The sequence below is a fragment of the Desulfobulbus oligotrophicus genome (assembly GCF_016446285.1).
Classification (GTDB): Bacteria; Desulfobacterota; Desulfobulbia; order Desulfobulbales; family Desulfobulbaceae; genus Desulfobulbus; species Desulfobulbus oligotrophicus.
Window position 1 is genome coordinate 1,762,938 of sequence record NZ_CP054140.1, and the last position, 17,317, is coordinate 1,780,254.

At 52.5% G+C, this 17,317-nt stretch carries 14 protein-coding genes; 11 read left to right on the top strand and 3 right to left on the bottom strand.

Going from position 1 to position 17,317, the window contains the following annotated elements; all coding sequences use genetic code 11:
• Positions 1-7 precede the first annotated feature (7 nt).
• Positions 8-151, bottom strand: a complete 144-nt coding sequence (locus tag HP555_RS07985) for a hypothetical protein (protein ID WP_199261306.1) — start codon at positions 149-151, stop codon at positions 8-10.
• 387 nt (positions 152-538) lie between these two features.
• Between HP555_RS07985 and HP555_RS07990 the strand changes: the two genes are divergently transcribed.
• A complete protein-coding gene (locus tag HP555_RS07990) occupies positions 539-3,811 on the top strand; it encodes a transglycosylase domain-containing protein (protein ID WP_199261315.1) in 3,273 nt (1,090 codons plus the stop codon).
• A 316-nt stretch (positions 3,812-4,127) separates the two neighbouring features.
• A complete protein-coding gene (locus HP555_RS07995) occupies positions 4,128-5,834 on the top strand; it encodes a tetratricopeptide repeat protein (RefSeq protein ID WP_199261317.1) in 1,707 nt (568 codons plus the stop codon).
• Positions 5,835-5,847: 13 nt separating this feature from the next.
• Here the strand turns inward: HP555_RS07995 and HP555_RS08000 are convergent, their stop codons facing one another.
• Positions 5,848-6,864, bottom strand: coding sequence for a Card1-like endonuclease domain-containing protein (locus HP555_RS08000; RefSeq protein WP_199261319.1), 1,017 nt, complete (start codon positions 6,862-6,864; stop codon positions 5,848-5,850).
• Positions 6,865-7,100: 236 nt separating this feature from the next.
• On the opposite strand from HP555_RS08000, the gene HP555_RS08005 reads away from it, so the two are divergent.
• From HP555_RS08005 to HP555_RS08045, 9 genes are all read left to right on the top strand, one after another.
• On the top strand, positions 7,101-7,700 hold the full coding sequence (locus HP555_RS08005; protein ID WP_199261321.1) for an alpha/beta fold hydrolase: 600 nt from the start codon (positions 7,101-7,103) through the stop codon (positions 7,698-7,700).
• A gap of 20 nt (positions 7,701-7,720) precedes the next feature.
• The gene (locus HP555_RS08010; protein WP_199261322.1) at positions 7,721-10,201 is read left to right on the top strand and encodes a DNA topoisomerase III; all 2,481 of its coding nucleotides are present in this window, start codon (positions 7,721-7,723) and stop codon (positions 10,199-10,201) included.
• Positions 10,202-10,268: 67 nt separating this feature from the next.
• Entirely contained in the window at positions 10,269-10,661 is a 393-nt protein-coding gene (gene rsfS, locus HP555_RS08015; protein WP_199261330.1) for a ribosome silencing factor, read from the top strand.
• Positions 10,662-10,685: 24 nt separating this feature from the next.
• Complete coding sequence (gpmI, locus tag HP555_RS08020; RefSeq protein WP_199261332.1) at positions 10,686-12,260, top strand: 2,3-bisphosphoglycerate-independent phosphoglycerate mutase; 1,575 nt, start codon at positions 10,686-10,688, stop codon at positions 12,258-12,260.
• A gap of 55 nt (positions 12,261-12,315) precedes the next feature.
• Positions 12,316-13,707 carry a threonine synthase gene (thrC, locus tag HP555_RS08025; protein ID WP_199261334.1) on the top strand — a complete coding sequence of 464 codons (1,392 nt, stop codon included), beginning with the start codon at positions 12,316-12,318 and terminating at the stop codon, positions 13,705-13,707.
• 30 nt (positions 13,708-13,737) lie between these two features.
• Positions 13,738-14,577 carry a purine-nucleoside phosphorylase gene (locus HP555_RS08030; RefSeq protein WP_199261336.1) on the top strand — a complete coding sequence of 280 codons (840 nt, stop codon included), beginning with the start codon at positions 13,738-13,740 and terminating at the stop codon, positions 14,575-14,577.
• On the top strand, positions 14,574-15,905 hold the full coding sequence (locus HP555_RS08035; protein ID WP_199261338.1) for an amidohydrolase family protein: 1,332 nt from the start codon (positions 14,574-14,576) through the stop codon (positions 15,903-15,905). Before HP555_RS08030 ends, HP555_RS08035 begins: the two co-directional genes overlap by 4 nt.
• A gap of 68 nt (positions 15,906-15,973) precedes the next feature.
• Positions 15,974-16,156 carry a twin-arginine translocase TatA/TatE family subunit gene (gene tatA, locus HP555_RS08040; protein WP_199261340.1) on the top strand — a complete coding sequence of 61 codons (183 nt, stop codon included), beginning with the start codon at positions 15,974-15,976 and terminating at the stop codon, positions 16,154-16,156.
• 36 nt (positions 16,157-16,192) lie between these two features.
• Positions 16,193-16,441: a twin-arginine translocase TatA/TatE family subunit gene (locus tag HP555_RS08045; protein ID WP_199261342.1), complete on the top strand. Its 249-nt coding sequence runs from the start codon at positions 16,193-16,195 to the stop codon at positions 16,439-16,441.
• A gap of 87 nt (positions 16,442-16,528) precedes the next feature.
• On the opposite strand, the gene HP555_RS08050 is transcribed toward HP555_RS08045, so the two are convergent.
• Positions 16,529-17,290, bottom strand: a complete 762-nt coding sequence (locus HP555_RS08050) for a glycosyl hydrolase 108 family protein (RefSeq protein WP_199261351.1) — start codon at positions 17,288-17,290, stop codon at positions 16,529-16,531.
• Positions 17,291-17,317 lie beyond the last annotated feature (27 nt).

Here is a 17,317-nt window from a genome sequence, read left to right on the forward strand (position 1 = left end):
CAATGAATTATGCTGCATTTAAAGCGATATCATTTTGATCTGATTGCTGTTTGAGAAAAAGTACGACGTTTCTATTTAACTTTTCACCACAAGAATGACAAGCAAAAGTCTTTGTTTGCGTTGTTTTGTTTCTTTTTTCCGCCTTTTTCACGCTGCTCTGTTTTTTGTGTACTTTATGTTTTCCGATTTTTCGATTGCAAATATTAATGAAATGATTATCAACCTATCCCCGGTTTTTAATGAGGAGAGTTCTGTTAAAAGATGAATTTAACGTGAATGTCACTGGCTGTTTCCGCAAAAATCTTATGTGGAGCCACTCTGTTCTCAGTACAGGGAAGGGGGTGTGTGGCCCGAGCTGTGTGTTAACCTGTCGTTTGTTTGCGACGGTAAAAAAAACACCCTTTTTTTTAGGAACATGCTACAACTTCTCGCGTTGTGTGCATGAATAGAAGCTTGCAGCACGTTGACGATACTTTTTTGGATCGTGTGGAGATTGTATCAGTCAACTGCACAAGTGAAACATATTTTTTTAACCTGTATGCTGAAACTCATAAAGTACTGTTGTGCTCTCTTTCTCTTTCTGCTGATCCTGCTTGCCGCACTTGGAGCGGGAAGTTTTTATTATTTTATTGTTCTGGCACCGGCACCGGAGACTGAAGAAGCAGCTATTAGTGAAATTTTAGGTCGGGAAAGCCCGGTCTATTATCGTGACGGACAGACGAAACTAGGGGTGATCTTCGAGGGGATTCATCGTCAGTACGTGTCGTATGAAGATATCCCCAAAGCATTTGTCAGTGCTTTATTGGCCGCTGAAGACAAGCAGTTTTTTCACCATGTCGGTTTTGAAATATCTGGAATCATCCGGGCGTCGATTGCCAATCTGAGGGCCGGTCGGGTAGTGCAGGGGGGGAGTACCATTACCCAGCAGACCGCCAAAAATTTATTTAAACGGGAATCACGAAGCATCAGGGCCAAACTGAAGGAGCTGGTGTACGCCTTGCGGCTGGAGCGTAAGTACAGCAAGGAAAAGATCTTTGAGTTTTATACCAATCAGTTTTTTGTCAGTGGCAATGGCCATGGGCTTGGTGTTGCTGCCCGATATTTTTTTGATAAGGAACCGGAAGAGCTCACATTACTGGAGTGTGCGTTTATCGCCGGCAGTGTCAAGCGGCCCAATTACTATAACCCTTTCTTAAAGAAAAATTTGGCCAATGCTGAAGAGGTCCGGCAGCGTATCGACGAGCGTGTCCGTTACGTTCTTGATCAGATGCGTAAAGAAGGCATGCTCAGCGAGGCTGAGTACACCTCTTTGCAGACAGATGATCTTGTCTTTAAGCAGGGGAAGATGGGATTTTCTCAGAGCACGGCAATGGACCTGGTCAGGGAAGGGGTGGAGACGCCATTTATTGCCGACTCTCTTGAGGAGAACGGTATTTCAAACATTTCCACTTCCGGCGTCCGCATTATCACCTCATTGGATCCGGAAGTGCAGCACAGTACCATGCAGGCTTTACGAAAACATCTCTCTCAGCTTGATGTGCGTTTGCGGGGGTACCAGCAAACGAAAGTGCAAGCCGAGTACAATGACATGGAATACCGGGGAGATGAGGATGTCAGTCCGGGTAACTTTGTTTTTGGTTTGATCGCTGCTGTTCATGATGCCAGGGGTAAAGAACCAGAGGTCCGCGTGCACTTTGATGATGGTCGCCTTGAAGGTCTGATTGACGCAGCGGGATTGACGCGTCTGGCCAATGCCTATGCCATGTATACGCGGGGTGCCGGTACAGCGACGATGGTGGACCGTAAAGCGCTCGTGCGCCAGATGAAAGTCGGCGACAAGGTGTATGCCAGTGTCCGCGGTCGTGTGGAAACTGGTGGCCTGCTGCTTGATCTTGAGCGATATCCCAAAGTTGAGGGAGCGGCTTTTGTTGTCCAGGAAGGAGCGATCAGAGCCATGAGCGGCGGCATGTCGAACCTCAATTTTAATCGGGCGACAACTGCCAAACGGCTGATGGGATCAACGTTTAAAACTTTTCTGTTAACTGCAGCTCTTCAGATGGGATGGAGTCCTGTAGACATGATCAGTAACAGCCGGCAGACCTTTGTCTTCTCTAACCGGCCTTATTCACCCCAACCGGATCATAACAGCCCGTTTAGCTCTGTATCACTCAGCTGGGCCGGCGTTACCTCTGAAAATGTCGCTGTTATCTGGTTACTGTATCACCTGACTGATCATCTTACCTTGCCTATGATCCGGGAATTAGCGACCAAAGTGGATATGGCTCCTCGTGTGGTGAATGGCAAAACCGAAGATAAACAGCGTTATCGAGAGAGGATTCGTGATTCCTTTGGCATTACCATTTCACGTCAGTACCTGGATTACGCCGCCTATGCCGGAGCGGTTCGGGCGTTGCAGCCGGACTTTATTTTTGATGGTCGTGAAGAGGAGTACAATCAGCTGCAGCGCATGCGCTTTGATGACTTTCATGCCGCCCGTTCGTTGATTCCGGCTCTGCAGGCTTTTCGTACCGATCTTGCCTTTTCCGGCCACCGTATCAATCCGGATGTCATTTTTGAAGATCCGGAGTCGGCTATGGCGATGAGTGGTGGGCAGATGGCGCGTACCGGTGGCGGCCGATATGTGTTCACCCTGCGCCAGAACTTACCGGATCACTGGGTACCGGTCAGCCCGGCTGAGCTTATTGATCATCTGACGCTCCTTGATGCCGCCGACCTTGACACATTCTGGCAGGATCAGGTCCTGCTCAACGGCACGGTCACGGCAACGACTGTGCAGCAGGTTGAGCAGCAGTTGCACGTTGAACGGGGGAAGTTGGGACCGGATACGCTGTACTCATTGGATGTGTTGGCTGAAGTGCGTGATTTCAGAGTGATGCTTGGCCTGCAGTATTTAGTGCAGTTTGCCAGGGAGTGTGGTGTCAACAGCAGGTTTGAACCGGTTTTATCGTCTCCGCTCGGATCGAATGTGGTGTCCTTGTCGGAACTTACCCGTATGTATGAAACCCTGATTACAGGTTTTCGCTACGATTCGGCTGATGCCTCCACATTAATTCTGGCCGAACTCGACGGCAAAGTGGACCCTGACAGTGCCGCCATCATTGAACGGATCGAAACACCGGAAGGCCGTGTTGTCTACTCGCGACAGGCGCATAAGGTCAGGGTGGTGGATGCGAAAAGTGCTGCCGGCACAGCCAATATCCTCCAGAATGTCATTTCGTACGGCACGGGAAGATATGCCCTCAATCATGTAAAACTGCGCAGTGATGCTGCTGATCGCAACAGGTTGCTCGGGAAATCAGGTCAACCCTATCCGCTGCTCGGGAAAACAGGGACAGCCAACGAGTATCGGAACTCCGCCTTTGTAGGGTATGTGCCTGTTCTCAATGCGGATCAGTCCAGCCTGGTCCTCGATGGAGGGTACACTGTCGGGGTGTATGCCGGATATGACCATAACGCCCCCATGGTGAGAGGGGGATTTCGGGTTACCGGATCCGTGGGGGCCCTGCCGGCGTGGAGCGCCATTGTGCAGAGTCTGTTGGAGACAGAGAAGATAGCTGATCGAATTGATATTGCCGACCTGGCTTTTAATGGCCTGACATTGCAGTATCCAGAGGTGCAACAGGTGTTTCTGCCGGTTCTTCCGCGCCAGGGAGGGGCGGTCAGAGGGACGGCCGGGCTGCGACAGACAGCTGCCCCAAAATATCCGGCAAGCCTTTGTTTTGGGAGCGTGGATGCTGATGGTCGTTTTAAGCCGAATCGATTATTCATGCCCTATTGGAAAAATCAATAAAGTCAAAAAGAGCTGTCTGTCATCTGTCGTTGTATCGCCTTGATGTACGGTTTTTTTAAGAGCAGAGGAGAAAGCGATTGTCCAGTCAAAGCTTATTTGCTATCTTTTCTGCGCAGCGGCCATGGTACGGTTGCATCATCCCAGGCGGGCCGACAGTGCAGACTCTGTTCAATCGTTTATGGTAACGGGTGTTGCTGTTGATAGTGACTGCCCGGTTCAATGATAAACCATTGATAAAAACAGCTCTGCCCAGCTCCATGAATTTTGGCAACAGTGACAGTGCGTCTGATCTTTCATCTACTGTGATAAGCGAATCATGAAACATGCATCTTGTTTAATACCCTTACGGTTGGTCATCGCCATCGGCACCTGCGTACTTGTTCTTGCCGGTTGTGCAATGGATGGGGGAGTGGTGGATCCTTATGATGCACGGGCCCGCCGGGAGGCGGCCGGACAGCAGACAGGGGCCGGCCGGACAGAGGCCGAAGCTGCACAGAGGGACGTGCTGACGCCGGTGATGAGTTCGATCAACAGCCGCATCAGAGCCAGTGAAAAGAAGATTGAGGAATGGAAGGACATTGAACAAAAAACCGCCTCTATGTCGCTGCCGCAGGAGAAACTGAACCGGATTGATGAGTGTCGCTCGCACCTGCAGCACATTTTACTTGAGTACACCTCCCTGAAGAAGCAGCTGCAGGAGGAAACCCAGGTTGAGGCGGCTCAGGTCTTTGCCGGCACCTCTTTACTCCGGCTTAATCAGCAGGATATTGAATATCTTGAAAGTGGCTGTGTGAAATTTTTAACTGAGCTGAAAGCAGCCGGCCAACCAATGGTTATCCAGCCTGACCCCCAAATTAAGGCTGCCTATGAAAATCATGATTATGACCAGGTCATCAATCTTTACTCGAGGATTGCTGCAACCCCGGGTCAGGTGATGGCTGCGGAAACAACGTATCAGTACGGTCAGGCTCTTCTTAAAAATTATCAGGAAGTGGAGGCGAAACGGGTTTTTTCTGATCTGTTGTCCGGGATTCGCTCACAAAAAGGGCAGGGTGAGCTGCAGTTGTATCTGTTGCAAAAGGTTGCTGATGTGAACTTCAGTTTAGAATCTTTTGATGAGGCCCGTAAACAGTATGAGGAACTGATTCAACTTTCCATTGAAAAAGGTGCAAGCCGTGATGAATGGGCTGGTCTGCAACTTGCCGCACTGCAATCATCGGCGCTGATGGCGCCTGAATTTAAAGAGTATATCGTACTGCTTAAGAGACACCTTGCCTTTGTTCCCAAACGTGATGGGTACAGTGTTGCTGAACTTGCGGATAAGTTTTTGCTTGCCTATCCGGCATCAACACTGACAGCAAACGTCAACCTTATAAAACGTTCCACTCGAGAGCAGCTGGATGCCTGGTTGAGTCAGGGTGTCAGGCGGGTGGAAAACCAGGTTGAGGAACGAAAGGCTGCTGATCTGCCGGTGGTTCCGGATGGGCAGGGAACAACTGCACCAGCCCCGCAGGAAAAACCGTTTATTGGTGCTGCGGGTTCGGCTGCGAGTACACCTGTTGTTGACGGCGGTGGCGAAAAAAATCTGCAGGAGGAGTACGATCGGGGGGTTGCCCATCTGCAGGCCAGGGAATATGACAAGGCGATTGAATGCTTCAATCGACTGCAACACACAGCTTTGGAAGCGCAGGCCCGACCTCACATGCAGGAGGCTTCTCGACTTGCAGTCCAGGATGCACGGCAGAAGGCTGCGGAGTTATTCGTTCGCGCCGCCAACAGCCGGGATACGGATGAAAAGCGAAAGCTTCTGCTGTCATCAAGGGATCTGTTGCAGGGTGCTCTGGTCAAATACCCGCAGTCCGGCCTGACCGACAGGGTACAGAAGAACCTTGTCCGGATCGAGGCTGAGCTGCAAGCCGTTGGGACTGGTTTGACGCCAAGGCCGGTAACCAGCGGTGGTGCTTATGTCCCGTCGAGCTCTGGAACCGGCGGGGGAGGTGGAACTCCGCCGGCATCACTGTAGAGCGTTTTTACTGTCAGGTGCAGGTAAGCAGCTGTTTGACGTGCTCAAATATACTTTTTTCGTTTGTCACTGTCATCTCGTACATGCTGCTTAGCCCCCGGGCCTGCTCTTCGTTCAACCCGGCGACACAGAGAAGAAAGTGCTCCGGTGCTATCTGCATCCGGCTGCGTAAGCGTTGCAGTTTGTCGAGGTCGCGACGAAATTCTCCGGACTTGCATTCGATGCAAAGAAGGATGGACTGGTTGATCAGAAAAACAGCATCCAGCTCATGGGTATCTTCATTGGCAAAGCGGATGTTCATCCGCCGTGTTCCGGAAAACGGCAGCTGTTTTTCCTGGAGTATGTTTGCCAGTTTGATAAAAACAAACCACTCAAGCCAGGAACCCTGGAAGAATTGAACAATAGCCGGTGAGGTCTGCAGGCTGATATGGGCAATTTTTTCTTTTTTCTGGTAAAAGTACTTGGCGATAAAAGAGTACGTGTACAGTTGTGAAAAGAAACTGGTGATTTTCTGAATATTTTTCTGGCTTTCCTGGGCAAGGGGGAAGTTGAGGTTGGTATATCCCTTGGTATGAGCTCGTCTGATCTTTTCACCTATTTTTCCGAAAACATCATACTCATTGCCTAGTTCAAGGGCGACTTCATCGAAAAAACCGGTGGTATCGAGTTCTTTCTGATCCACAGAGGCCTGCATCTGTTTTTGCGCAAACCAGTCGACTATCGGTGCGTACTGTTCGCTGGTTGCCAAAACTGTGGTGTTATGAATATCGATATCCTGCAGCGAGACATACTCTTCGCCCGGTCTGTCAACCACTTCCATCTCCAGGTGATCAGGTGGGCTGGTTGACTGACGCAGGGCGGCCAGTTCTTTTTGCAGAACCATAATCTGCTCAACGATCTTCTCGATGAAGAGGAGGGTGTCGTAAATTGGCGAGACCTCCCGGCACTGTGTACACTTTGCCTGTTTACCGATATGTTCCTGTGCAACTTCACGAAGATGTCCGCAGTGTCTGCAGTGAAAAAGAGCCATATTGCACCTGCCCGGTAAAAGAGATGTCTGATTTTGATGGATATAGATTTTCTTTAAGCACAGGCAGAGTTGCGCTGTTAAATAAAATGCAGATCCGGTTCTTTATTGACCGGTCATCCCGCAACTTAAGGAATTCACCTGGTTGACAAAGTGAGCTGAGTCGCTTACTTCTGTGACAACTTCTCTGACAGACAGCAGTTGTTGATCAGGGAGGAAGGAACAGGAAGGAGGAGAGAATGGAAACGATCCAAGTAAAAAAAATCGATTGCAACGGGTGCTCTGTTCACTGCCTTGAAAGCGGTCCAACAGACGGACTGCCGGTTGTTTTGTTGCACGGGATGAAATTTCAGGCAGAGACATGGCGGGAGCTGGGAACCATCCAGGCGCTTTCTGCATTACAACTCCGTGTGACAGCATTGGATATGCCGGGGTTTGGCAAAAGTCCGGACTGTACGCAAGAGCCCGCAGAGATCCTGGTGGAGGCGTTGCAGCAGTTGGGGGTGCAACAGGCTGTTTTGATCGGCCCGTCCATGGGGGGGCGAATTGCTCTGGAATTTGCCATGGCGCATCCGCAGAGGATCACCGGCCTGGTTCTGGTTGGTGCGGTGGGTGTGGAAGAAAATAGAGCCCGGCTGGGTATGATCACGGTCCCCTGCCTGATTGTCTGGGGTGAAGATGACCAGGTGTCTCCCCTTGCCAACAGTGATATCCTGCTCAGCAAACTGCCGGACGCCCGCCGTGAAATAGTGGCCAAAGCGTCTCATCCCTGTTATCTGGATCAACCTGCGCATTGGCATGATCTGCTGCGTACCTTTTTCACCACTCGGTTTTCTTGAGGATGCTCAGCAGTACGTTCATGGGAAAGACACTGATTATTGCCGAGAAGCCAAGTGTTGCCGCTGATATTGTCAGAGCGCTTCCCGGTAAGTTTACCAAGAGTAAAACCCATTTTGAGGGTGACGAGTATATTGTATCGTTTGCCATCGGCCACCTGGTTTCCATTGCCTATCCCGAGGAGATTAACCCGGAGTACCAGAAATGGAGTCTGGATACTCTACCTATTCTTCCTGAAGATTTTCCTCTGGCTGTTTTACCGGAGACCAAGGCACAGTTTAATGCCCTGACCAAACTGATCCGTCGCCGGGATGTGGATGTGATCGTCAACGGCTGCGATGCCGGTCGTGAAGGTGAACTGATTTTCAAGTATATCCTCAAACAGGCGACCAATCGGTCGCTTGGCCACAAGAAGATCAAGCGTTTATGGTTGCAATCCATGACCCTGGACGCCATTCGCGATGGGCTGGGTAAACTCCGTGATGACGCTGAGATGCGACCGTTGGAAGACACGGCGCTGTGTCGCTCTGAGGCTGACTGGTTGATCGGTATCAATGCCACTCGGGCTCTGACCTCTTTTAATTCCCGCTTCGGTGGTTTTCGTAAGACTCCCTGTGGTCGTGTACAGACACCGACCCTGTCGCTTCTCGTCAAACGGGAATCTGAGCGTCGTGGATTTGTGCCACAGACCTACTGGGAGCTGCACGGACATTTCCACTGTGGTGGAGTTGACTATACAGGTGTGTGGATTGACCCTGAGTATATCAAGGATGAGGAACAGACCCACGGTCGCCGCAACCGGCTTTGGCAGGAAGAGCAGGTTGCAGACATTATCCAAAAATGCACCGGTAAACCGGCGCTGGTTGAGGAGACCAGTAAAAAGTCAACAAAGGGCGCCCCACCGCTCTACGACCTCACCCTCCTACAACGGGAGGCTAACAACCGTTTCGGTTTTTCCGCTAAAAACACCCTGGCCCTGGCTCAGGCCCTGTATGAACGGCACAAGCTGATCACCTATCCGCGAACAGACAGCCGCTGCCTGCCTGAAGACTATCTGGCAACAGTGAAAAAGGTGGTGCATCAGCAGCAGAACTGGCAGTATGGGCAGTTCGCCACTGAGATGCTTGCTAAAAAATACCTTCGCCAAGATAAGCGGATCTTCAATAATAAGAAGATTTCCGATCACTTTGCCATTATACCGACCACCGGTTTACCTAAAACACTGTCCGAACCTGAACAGAAGATTTACCAGATGATTGTTCAGCGTTTTCTTGCCGTCTTTTTTCCGGTAGCAGTGTATCATAACACCCGGCGCCTGTCTGTGGTTGAGGCGGAGACTTTCCTTACCGAGGGGAAAATTCTGATAGAACCGGGATGGAAGGCCATCTATGGATCGGTCAGCGAAGAGGGTGACGATAAGGAGCTGCAGGCATTGCCGCCGGCAACCACGGTACTGTGCCGGGAAATCGAACAACAGGAACACCAGACCAAGCCACCGCCACGCTTTACTGAAGCAACGTTGCTGTCAGCCATGGAGAATTCCGGAAAAATGGTTGAAGATGAGGAGCTGGCAGAGGCCATGAAGGAACGTGGCCTGGGGACTCCGGCTACACGTGCTGCAATCATTGAAAAACTCCTCAATGAGAAATACGTTGTCCGCGAGCAACGTGAGCTCATTCCCACAGGCAAGGCTTTTGAACTGCTGAATTTGCTGGAAGCAAGGAATATTGATGTACTGGCTTCACCGGAGTTGACCGGTGAGTGGGAATACAAGCTGAACCAGATTCTGAAAGGCACCATGACTCGCCCGCAGTTCATGGGCGAAATTCGCCGGATGACAGCGGATATTGTGGATAAGGTCAAGCAGGGAGGGACTGAGAAGCGTCGGGAGGCCGACTTTTCTCCAGTAGCCGGCCGTCGGTTTTATGAAACGATCTCTGCATATGAGTCAGAGGACAAAGAGCTTGTCATCCGCAAGGTACTGGGCGGGCGGGTAATGACGGAAAATGAGATTCTGGCCCTGGTCAGGGGAGAAACCTTGGGGCCCTTCACTGATTTCCGGTCAAAGAAAGGGCATCCGTTCACTGCTTCGATCCACCTGGCTGATTCTAAGGTGCAGTTTCTCTTTGCTGATTCCACAGCTGAACTTGACCTTGAGGCAATCCGCGATCAGGAGCCGTTGGGGTTTTCACCCATTGATCAGTCAAAGGTGTTTGAAACCCCGATTGGCTTTTTATCTGAATCGGCCCTGGGCGGAGATCAGAAAAAGGGTTTACGCATTGCCAAGGTTATTCTTGGTCGACAGCTTGATGCACAGCATATCAGGCAACTGCTGACCGCCGGCAGGACCGGATTGATCAGCGGGTTTATCTCGAAGAAAAAAAGACCTTTTGATGCCTTTTTACTTCTTGATAAGAAGGGCAAGCTGAGTTTTGAATTTCCACCCCGCGGTTGGAAAAAAGATGCCGGACAGAGAACGGGGAACGAATCTGCCCCGTTGTAATGCAAGGACGTGTCTCAGACATGCAGGCGACCGGCTTTACCGACGAACTTTACAGAATAAAGGATAGATGAAGCATCTCAAGAAAAAATATGCTGATAAAGAGGGCAGGGAGCTCGTCGCTGTTTGCACCCGGATTGCGCTGGAAACAAAGGCGGAAGATGTGATGGTGCTGGATGTACGCGGGCTGGCATCTTTCACGGATTACTTTGTCATTATGAGCGGTCGATCCACTCGCCATGTGCAGGGGGTGGCTGAGGCGATTGTCGGGGAGCTGCAGACCAAGCGCATCAACAGTAAGAGTAGTGAGGGGTTGAATGAGGGGCTCTGGGTTCTCCTTGATCTTGGTGATGTGGTTGTTCATATTTTTTATCATGAAAATAGGGGCTTTTACAATCTGGAAGGACTGTGGCACGATGCTCCGCGAATTGATGTGGAAGCACTGCTCACTGTTCAGGCTTAACAAGAAGCAGCAAGAGAGGTAACCATGCCCGTCCCTGTTCCGATTATCCTGACGATCCTTGATGGCTGGGGGATTGCGCCCCCAAGCTCCACGAATGCGGTCTCTGTTGCCAAGACTCCGAATATGGACCGGTTGAGCAGCTCGTTTCCGATGACGACCCTGACAGCTCACAACGGGATGGTCGGGCTGCCTGAAGGGCAGATGGGGAACTCTGAAGTCGGGCATTTGAATATCGGTGCCGGTCGGATCGTATACCAGGATTATACCCGGATCAACCGTGCGGTTGATGCAGGAGAATTTGCTGCCAATCCGGTGTTCAACAAGATACTGGACGCAGCCGGGACCGGTGGGGGATGTCTTCATCTCTGCGGCCTGGTATCCGACGGGGGGGTGCATAGCCATATACGTCATCTGATCGCTCTTCTTGAACTCGCTGCCGGCAGGAAGGTTGAGGTTGCGGTGCACTGTTTTATGGATGGCCGTGATACTCTGCCCACCAGTGGCCTTGATTATATCCGGCAACTGACTGCAGCCATGGCGCGTCTTGGTCATGGCCGGGTGGCCACCGTTTCAGGGCGCTATTGGGCCATGGATCGTGATAAGCGTTGGGACCGTGTGAAAAAAGCCTGGGATGCCATGGTCAGGGGCGAGGGGTTAACGGCTGTGGATGCGGTGACCTGTGTTGCAGATGCCTATGAGCGGGGTGAGACCGACGAGTTTATTACGCCGACGGTGCTGGTGGATGACCGGGGAACGCCTGTGGGGCGTATCAGCAGCGGTGATACGGTATTCTTCTTCAACTTCCGTGCTGACCGGGTTCGGCAACTCTGCCATGCCTTCAGTGATGTCGATTTTTCCGGTTTTGATACCGGTGCTCGACCTGCCTTGCGATTGCTGGCCACCATGACCGAGTATGAGGCGGACTTTACCTTTCCGGTTGCCTTTCCGCCGGTCAGCCTGACCCACATCCTTGGTGAAGAGATCAGTCGTCACGGGAAGAGACAGTTGCGGATCGCTGAAACCGAAAAGTATGCCCATGTCACCTATTTTTTCAACGGCGGCAATGAGGAGCCCTATGCAGGTGAAGATCGGGTTCTCATCAATTCTCCCCGTGATGTGGCAACCTATGATCTTAAGCCCGCCATGAGTGCGGTGGAGGTGACTGACACACTGCTGCGCGTGCTGACCGAGCAGGAAGTGGCCGGTACACCCTATGATCTGGTGATCCTCAACTTTGCAAACGGGGACATGGTCGGTCATACCGGGGTTATGCAGGCAGCAGTGGCAGCCTGTGAAACTGTTGACATCTGTGTCGGCCGGATTGAAACCTTTGTTCGGGAGCGCGGTGGGATCATGCTGATCACTGCTGATCACGGGAACGCTGAACAGATGGTTGACCCGGCAACCGGGGGGCCGCATACCGCGCACACCGTCAATCCTGTCCCGTTCATCGTGGTCGCTGATGGCTGTGCAGGATGCCGGCTCCGTGCCGATGGGGCATTGAAAGACATTGCACCGACTATCCTCGCTCTGATGGACCTGCCGATTCCATCAGAGATGGGAGGCGAACCACTTCTTCTGCCCCGTTGCTGCCGTTAAAAGATCGCTGACCAGTCCACTGGGGAGTTGATTCAATCTTACAGAGAGAAACACTATGCGCTATATCAGTACCCGGGGCGGTATCGAGCCTCTTGCGTTTCAGGATGCCGTCATGATGGGGCTGGCCCGGGACGGTGGTCTGCTTCTACCACAGACGCTGCCGACAGTGGGTAATCAGGTGGTGCAACGCTGGCAGCAGCTCCACTATCAGGCCCTGGCCAGGGAAGTGCTGTCCCTGTTCATCGACGATATCCCGGAGACTGATCTTGAGGATCTGATTGACCGGTCCTATGCCTCTTTCGCACATCCGCAGGTGACGCCGATCACCCAACAGGGGGATCTGTATATCCTGGAACTCTTCCATGGCCCTACGCTGGCATTCAAGGATGTGGCCCTGCAACTGCTGGGCAATCTGTTTGAATATGTGCTGGCCCGCCGCGGCGGTTTTATGAATATCCTCGGCGCCACTTCCGGTGATACCGGCAGCGCCGCCATTGCCGGAGTGCGCGGCAAGGCCAATATTAACATCTTTATTCTTCATCCGCACGGTCGGACCAGCCCTGTTCAGGCGTTGCAGATGACCACTGTTCTGGACCCCAACGTGTTTAACATCGCGGTACGCGGCACCTTTGATGATGCCCAGGGGATTGTCAAGGCCATCTTCAATGACCTTGATTTCCGCGATCAATATCAGTTGGGAGCGATTAATTCCATCAACTGGGCTCGGGTTCTGGCGCAGGTGGTGTACTATGTGTTTGCTTACTGCAAGCTGTCCAGACTGGGAATGAAGAGTGTTGATTTCTCGGTACCAACAGGAAATTTCGGCGATATATTTGCCGGTTATATCGCCCGTCGGCTGTTGCCTCCCGGGTGTATTCACAGGCTGATCCTGGCAACGAACGCCAATGACATCCTGACCCGGTTTGTCACCAGTGGTGATTATTCCTGCAGTCAGGTCCAGGCTACCTTCAGTCCATCAATGGACATCCAGGTGGCATCCAACTTTGAGCGCTACCTGTACTATTTCTTGAATGAGGACGGGGCAGCGGTCAGGCGGTCGATGGAGAGTTTTGTCGCCTCGGGTCGACTTGATCTCACTGCAGATCGTCAACGGATAGGGCAGGATTTCAGCTCCCGTTCAGTGTCTGAGGAAGAGACCATCGCCACGATACGTGACTTTTATAGTGAACATCATTATCTGCTGGATCCGCATACGGCGGTCGGTGTCAAAGCAGGACTGGAGTTGCGCGATCCCGGCCGGCCGGTGGTCTGCCTGGCAACGGCACACCCGGCGAAATTCGGAGAGGCGGTCTCTTTGGCCATCGGTAACGAGCCGCCGTTACCTCCGGCGCTGGCTGAACTTCAAAAGCGTGAAAGTCGCTGTGTGATCCTTGATGCACAACAGGATACCATCAAGGAGTATGTTGCCGCCAACGCTCTTCACTGATACCCGGACTGGACAAGGGGGCGCGCAAGAATGATAGACCTGACCGAACATCAGCAGCAGGTTGAGTCGGCTGTTGCATTTATCCGTTCCCGTATCAGCGAGCCATTTGAAGTTTTAATTCAGCTGGGCACCGGTCTGGGCGAGTTGGCCAGGGCCATGCAGGTCGACTGCTCTTTGAACTACGCGGATATTCCCTATTTTCCCGAGGCCACGGTTGCCAGCCATGCCGGTAATCTGGTGGTCGGTACTTTAGCCGGCAAACGTACCGCTATTCTGCAGGGCCGTTTTCATTACTATGAAGGGTATACCGCCCGTGAAGTTGCCTTTCCGGTACGGGTTCTTGCCTTATTAGGGGCCTCCACGGCCATCATCACCAACGCCGGCGGTGGCCTTAATCCGACCTTCCAACCCGGCAATATCATGGTGTTGAACGACCATATCAACCTGCTGGGGGACAATCCGTTACGTGGACCTAACATCGATGCCTGGGGACCGCGTTTCCCTGATCTGTCCACCCCCTATGATCCTGAACTGTCACAACTGACCATGAAACTGGCCAGTCGGCTGGGCCTTGAAGAGGTGGTCAGCGGAACCTATGTCTGCGTTCCCGGACCCAGTCTGGAAACACCGGCGGAAACCAGATTTCTGCGCATGATCGGGGCTGATGCGGTGGGTATGTCTTCGGTGCCTGAAATTCTGGTGGCCCTGCATGCCGGAATGCGGGTACTGGGGTTATCGGTGGTGGCCAATGTCAACGATCCTGATCACTTTCAGCCGATTCTGATCGATGATATCATCACTGCTGCGAGCAGGGCTGAACCACGTTTGCAGCAGCTGATTGTTCAGATTCTGGCGGAGCTTACTCCATGAGCGCACCAACTGCTGACCTTCTCCTCACCGGCCGTTTCGTTCTGCCGATGGATACGAAGAAGACCGTTATTAAAGACGGGGGAGCGGCTATTGGTGGTGACACTCTTCTTGCGGTTGATACGACTGCAGAGCTGCTGAGGCGTTATCCTCAGGCAGAGGTGCTGCACGAGCCGCACGGCCTGATCATGCCCGGACTGGTCAATGTCCACACCCACGCCGCCATGGCGCTGTTCCGTGGCCTTGCCGACGACTTACCGTTGATGCAGTGGCTGCAGGACTACATCTTTCCGGTGGAGGCGTCGTTGACCGGTGAGCTGGTCTATCAGGGCAGTCTGCTGTCAATCTGCGAGATGATCCGGTCGGGCACCACCTCATTTTGTGATATGTACCTCTTTGCCGATGAGGTGGCGCAGGCAGCGGCAAAAGCAGGTATCCGGGCCTGGGTCGGCGAGGTTCTCTATGATTTTCCTTCGCCAAACTATGGGGAATCGGCAAACGGTCTTGCCTGTACGAAAGATCTTTTTGCCCGTTGGCGGAACCATCCCCTGATTACCGTCACTGTTGATCCCCATGCCGTGTACACCTGTTCGCCCGACTTACTGACAGAGCTCGGAGGGATGGCTCGGGATGAGGGGGCACTCTATGTGATTCATCTGGCGGAAAATGCGGAAGAGGTGCGCATCTGCCGGGAGCGCTACGGCTGTACCCCTGTGGAACATCTGGAGGCCCTTGGATTGCTTGGTCCGCATGTGGTGGCCGATCACTGTGTGATGTTGACGGCAACGGAGATTGCCCTGCTGGCGGAACGGGGCGTCAAGGTGGCGCACTGTCCGGAATCGAACCTCAAACTGGCTTCAGGGATTGCTCCTGTCGCTGAGATGCTGGCAGCCGGCATCACCGTCGGCATCGGCACTGACGGTAGTGCCTCGAACAATGATGTTGATATGTTCGGTGAAATGAATACCGCTGCCAAGATCCAGAAATTTCGATGTATGGATCCGACCGCCATGAGCGCAGATCTGACCCTCACGGCTGCAACCAGCGGCGGGGCTAAGGTGTTGGGTGCTGAAGCGTGCATTGGCAGCCTGGAACCCGGTAAAAAAGCGGACTGTATTGTGGTCGACTTTGATCAGCCGCACCTGACCCCTGTCTATCATCCGATCTCCCATCTGGTCTACGCCGCCCGGGGTGCCGATGTCCTGCATTCGGTGATCAACGGTCAGGTAGTAATGCGCAATCGGGAGCTGCTCACCATAGATGAAAAGGCGGTCCTGGCTCACGCTGCTGAAATCGGCGCTAGATTTCGCAGGCTTTGTAATGGCGGTTGACAGACAATCCGGCCAAATGGTAGTATCAGCTGCCATACACTCCTAATTATACGATACGAGGTGGTACCATGTTTGGACTCGGCATGCCGGAGTTAGTTGTTATCCTGGTCATAGTTGTCATCATTTTTGGTGCCGGGAAATTGCCGGAGATCGGCAGTGGTATCGGCAAGGGAATTCGCAACTTCAAAGAGGCCACCAGGAAAGACGACGAATCCAAGGTCATTGAAGAAGACAAAAACAAGGAGAGTTGAGCAGCTCCCCCATACTCTTTACAAAAGGTGACCGTAATGTTTGGACTTGGTACCCCGGAACTGATCGTTATACTGCTGATAGCCTTTGTCCTCTTTGGCGGCAAAAAGTTACCCGAAATCGGTGCCGGACTGGGTAAGGCCATCGGCTCCTTTAAAAGAGGGCTGAACGAGGTAGAGGAGGCGAAGACTGATCTTATCAAAAATCTGCCCGGGGCTCAGGAGGTCGTCAAAGTTCAGGAGACCATCAAGTCAGCGAAAGATCTGACCAGGCTTTCCAGTAAGTAAACAGCCTCTCCCCTCTCTTGAGGCACATTCCGGCAGCCTCGTCATGATGGAAGATGAGGCTGACCGTGATCTGCACTTTGGACCAGATCAGTCGATCAGCCCCAAGGCCCGGTATGTGAGTCGGCCGGCAATGCCATCTGCTTCCAGGCCGTTTTTCTTTTGAAAATCCCTGAGCGTTGCTTCAGTCTTGGGACCAAAGCGACCATCAGCTCTGAGGCCAAGAGCCTTCTGCAGTTTAACAACCCAGGGGCCTTTATCTCCCCGTCGCACAGTATCATAGTCTGCCTGCGCAGGAATTTGCTCGGTTTTGTCGACCTTTTCGTCGCTCTCCGGGTCGTCGCCGGCCATGGCAAGGGCGGTTTGTCGTACTTCGGCCACCCGTCTGCTCCATCCTCTGCCGAATGTGTCAAAGGCAGGTAGTCCCTTGAGGAAGGAGAAGCGCCTGTCACAGAGCGCGGTGATAATGGTTGCCGAATCCTGAGAGGTTATTGTCTCCAGCGTGACAGGACCAATAACACCGTCCTGGTCGGTATTGACCACAGACTGCAATGTTTTAACGGCCCGTCCAGGGCCGGAGTTGACGGCAAAGTCAAAGACAGCGTAATCAACACCGCGGGGTAATGCATCGCAGCTACACTTGTCCCAGTAACCGGTCCGATAGATGTGAGCAAGTTGTTCTTCGGTGATGTGTTGCAGATCGGACACTGTTTTCTCGGCACCAAAAAACCGGCGAAAGGTAAGCAGCGTGACACCTTTCATCGTGGCCCCGCCGGGATCCCTGGGGTGGTCGGTAAATCCGCCTTCATGAAGTAGAACATTGTGCAGCGATCTGGCGAAATTTTCTTGCATAATGCCTCCCCTTATGACCTTTTCGAT

Coding starts and splice junctions, on each gene's coding strand:
- HP555_RS07995 (WP_199261317.1), top strand. CDS start 4,128: ATGAAACATGCATCTTGTTTAATACCCTTACGGTTGGTCATCGCCATC.
- HP555_RS08005 (WP_199261321.1), top strand. CDS start 7,101: ATGGAAACGATCCAAGTAAAAAAAATCGATTGCAACGGGTGCTCTGTT.
- HP555_RS08035 (WP_199261338.1), top strand. CDS start 14,574: ATGAGCGCACCAACTGCTGACCTTCTCCTCACCGGCCGTTTCGTTCTG.
- thrC (WP_199261334.1), top strand. CDS start 12,316: ATGCGCTATATCAGTACCCGGGGCGGTATCGAGCCTCTTGCGTTTCAG.
- HP555_RS08030 (WP_199261336.1), top strand. CDS start 13,738: ATGATAGACCTGACCGAACATCAGCAGCAGGTTGAGTCGGCTGTTGCA.
- rsfS (WP_199261330.1), top strand. CDS start 10,269: ATGAAGCATCTCAAGAAAAAATATGCTGATAAAGAGGGCAGGGAGCTC.
- HP555_RS08050 (WP_199261351.1), bottom strand. CDS start 17,290: ATGCAAGAAAATTTCGCCAGATCGCTGCACAATGTTCTACTTCATGAA.
- HP555_RS08000 (WP_199261319.1), bottom strand. CDS start 6,864: ATGGCTCTTTTTCACTGCAGACACTGCGGACATCTTCGTGAAGTTGCA.
- tatA (WP_199261340.1), top strand. CDS start 15,974: ATGTTTGGACTCGGCATGCCGGAGTTAGTTGTTATCCTGGTCATAGTT.
- HP555_RS08010 (WP_199261322.1), top strand. CDS start 7,721: ATGGGAAAGACACTGATTATTGCCGAGAAGCCAAGTGTTGCCGCTGAT.
- HP555_RS08045 (WP_199261342.1), top strand. CDS start 16,193: ATGTTTGGACTTGGTACCCCGGAACTGATCGTTATACTGCTGATAGCC.
- HP555_RS07990 (WP_199261315.1), top strand. CDS start 539: ATGCTGAAACTCATAAAGTACTGTTGTGCTCTCTTTCTCTTTCTGCTG.
- gpmI (WP_199261332.1), top strand. CDS start 10,686: ATGCCCGTCCCTGTTCCGATTATCCTGACGATCCTTGATGGCTGGGGG.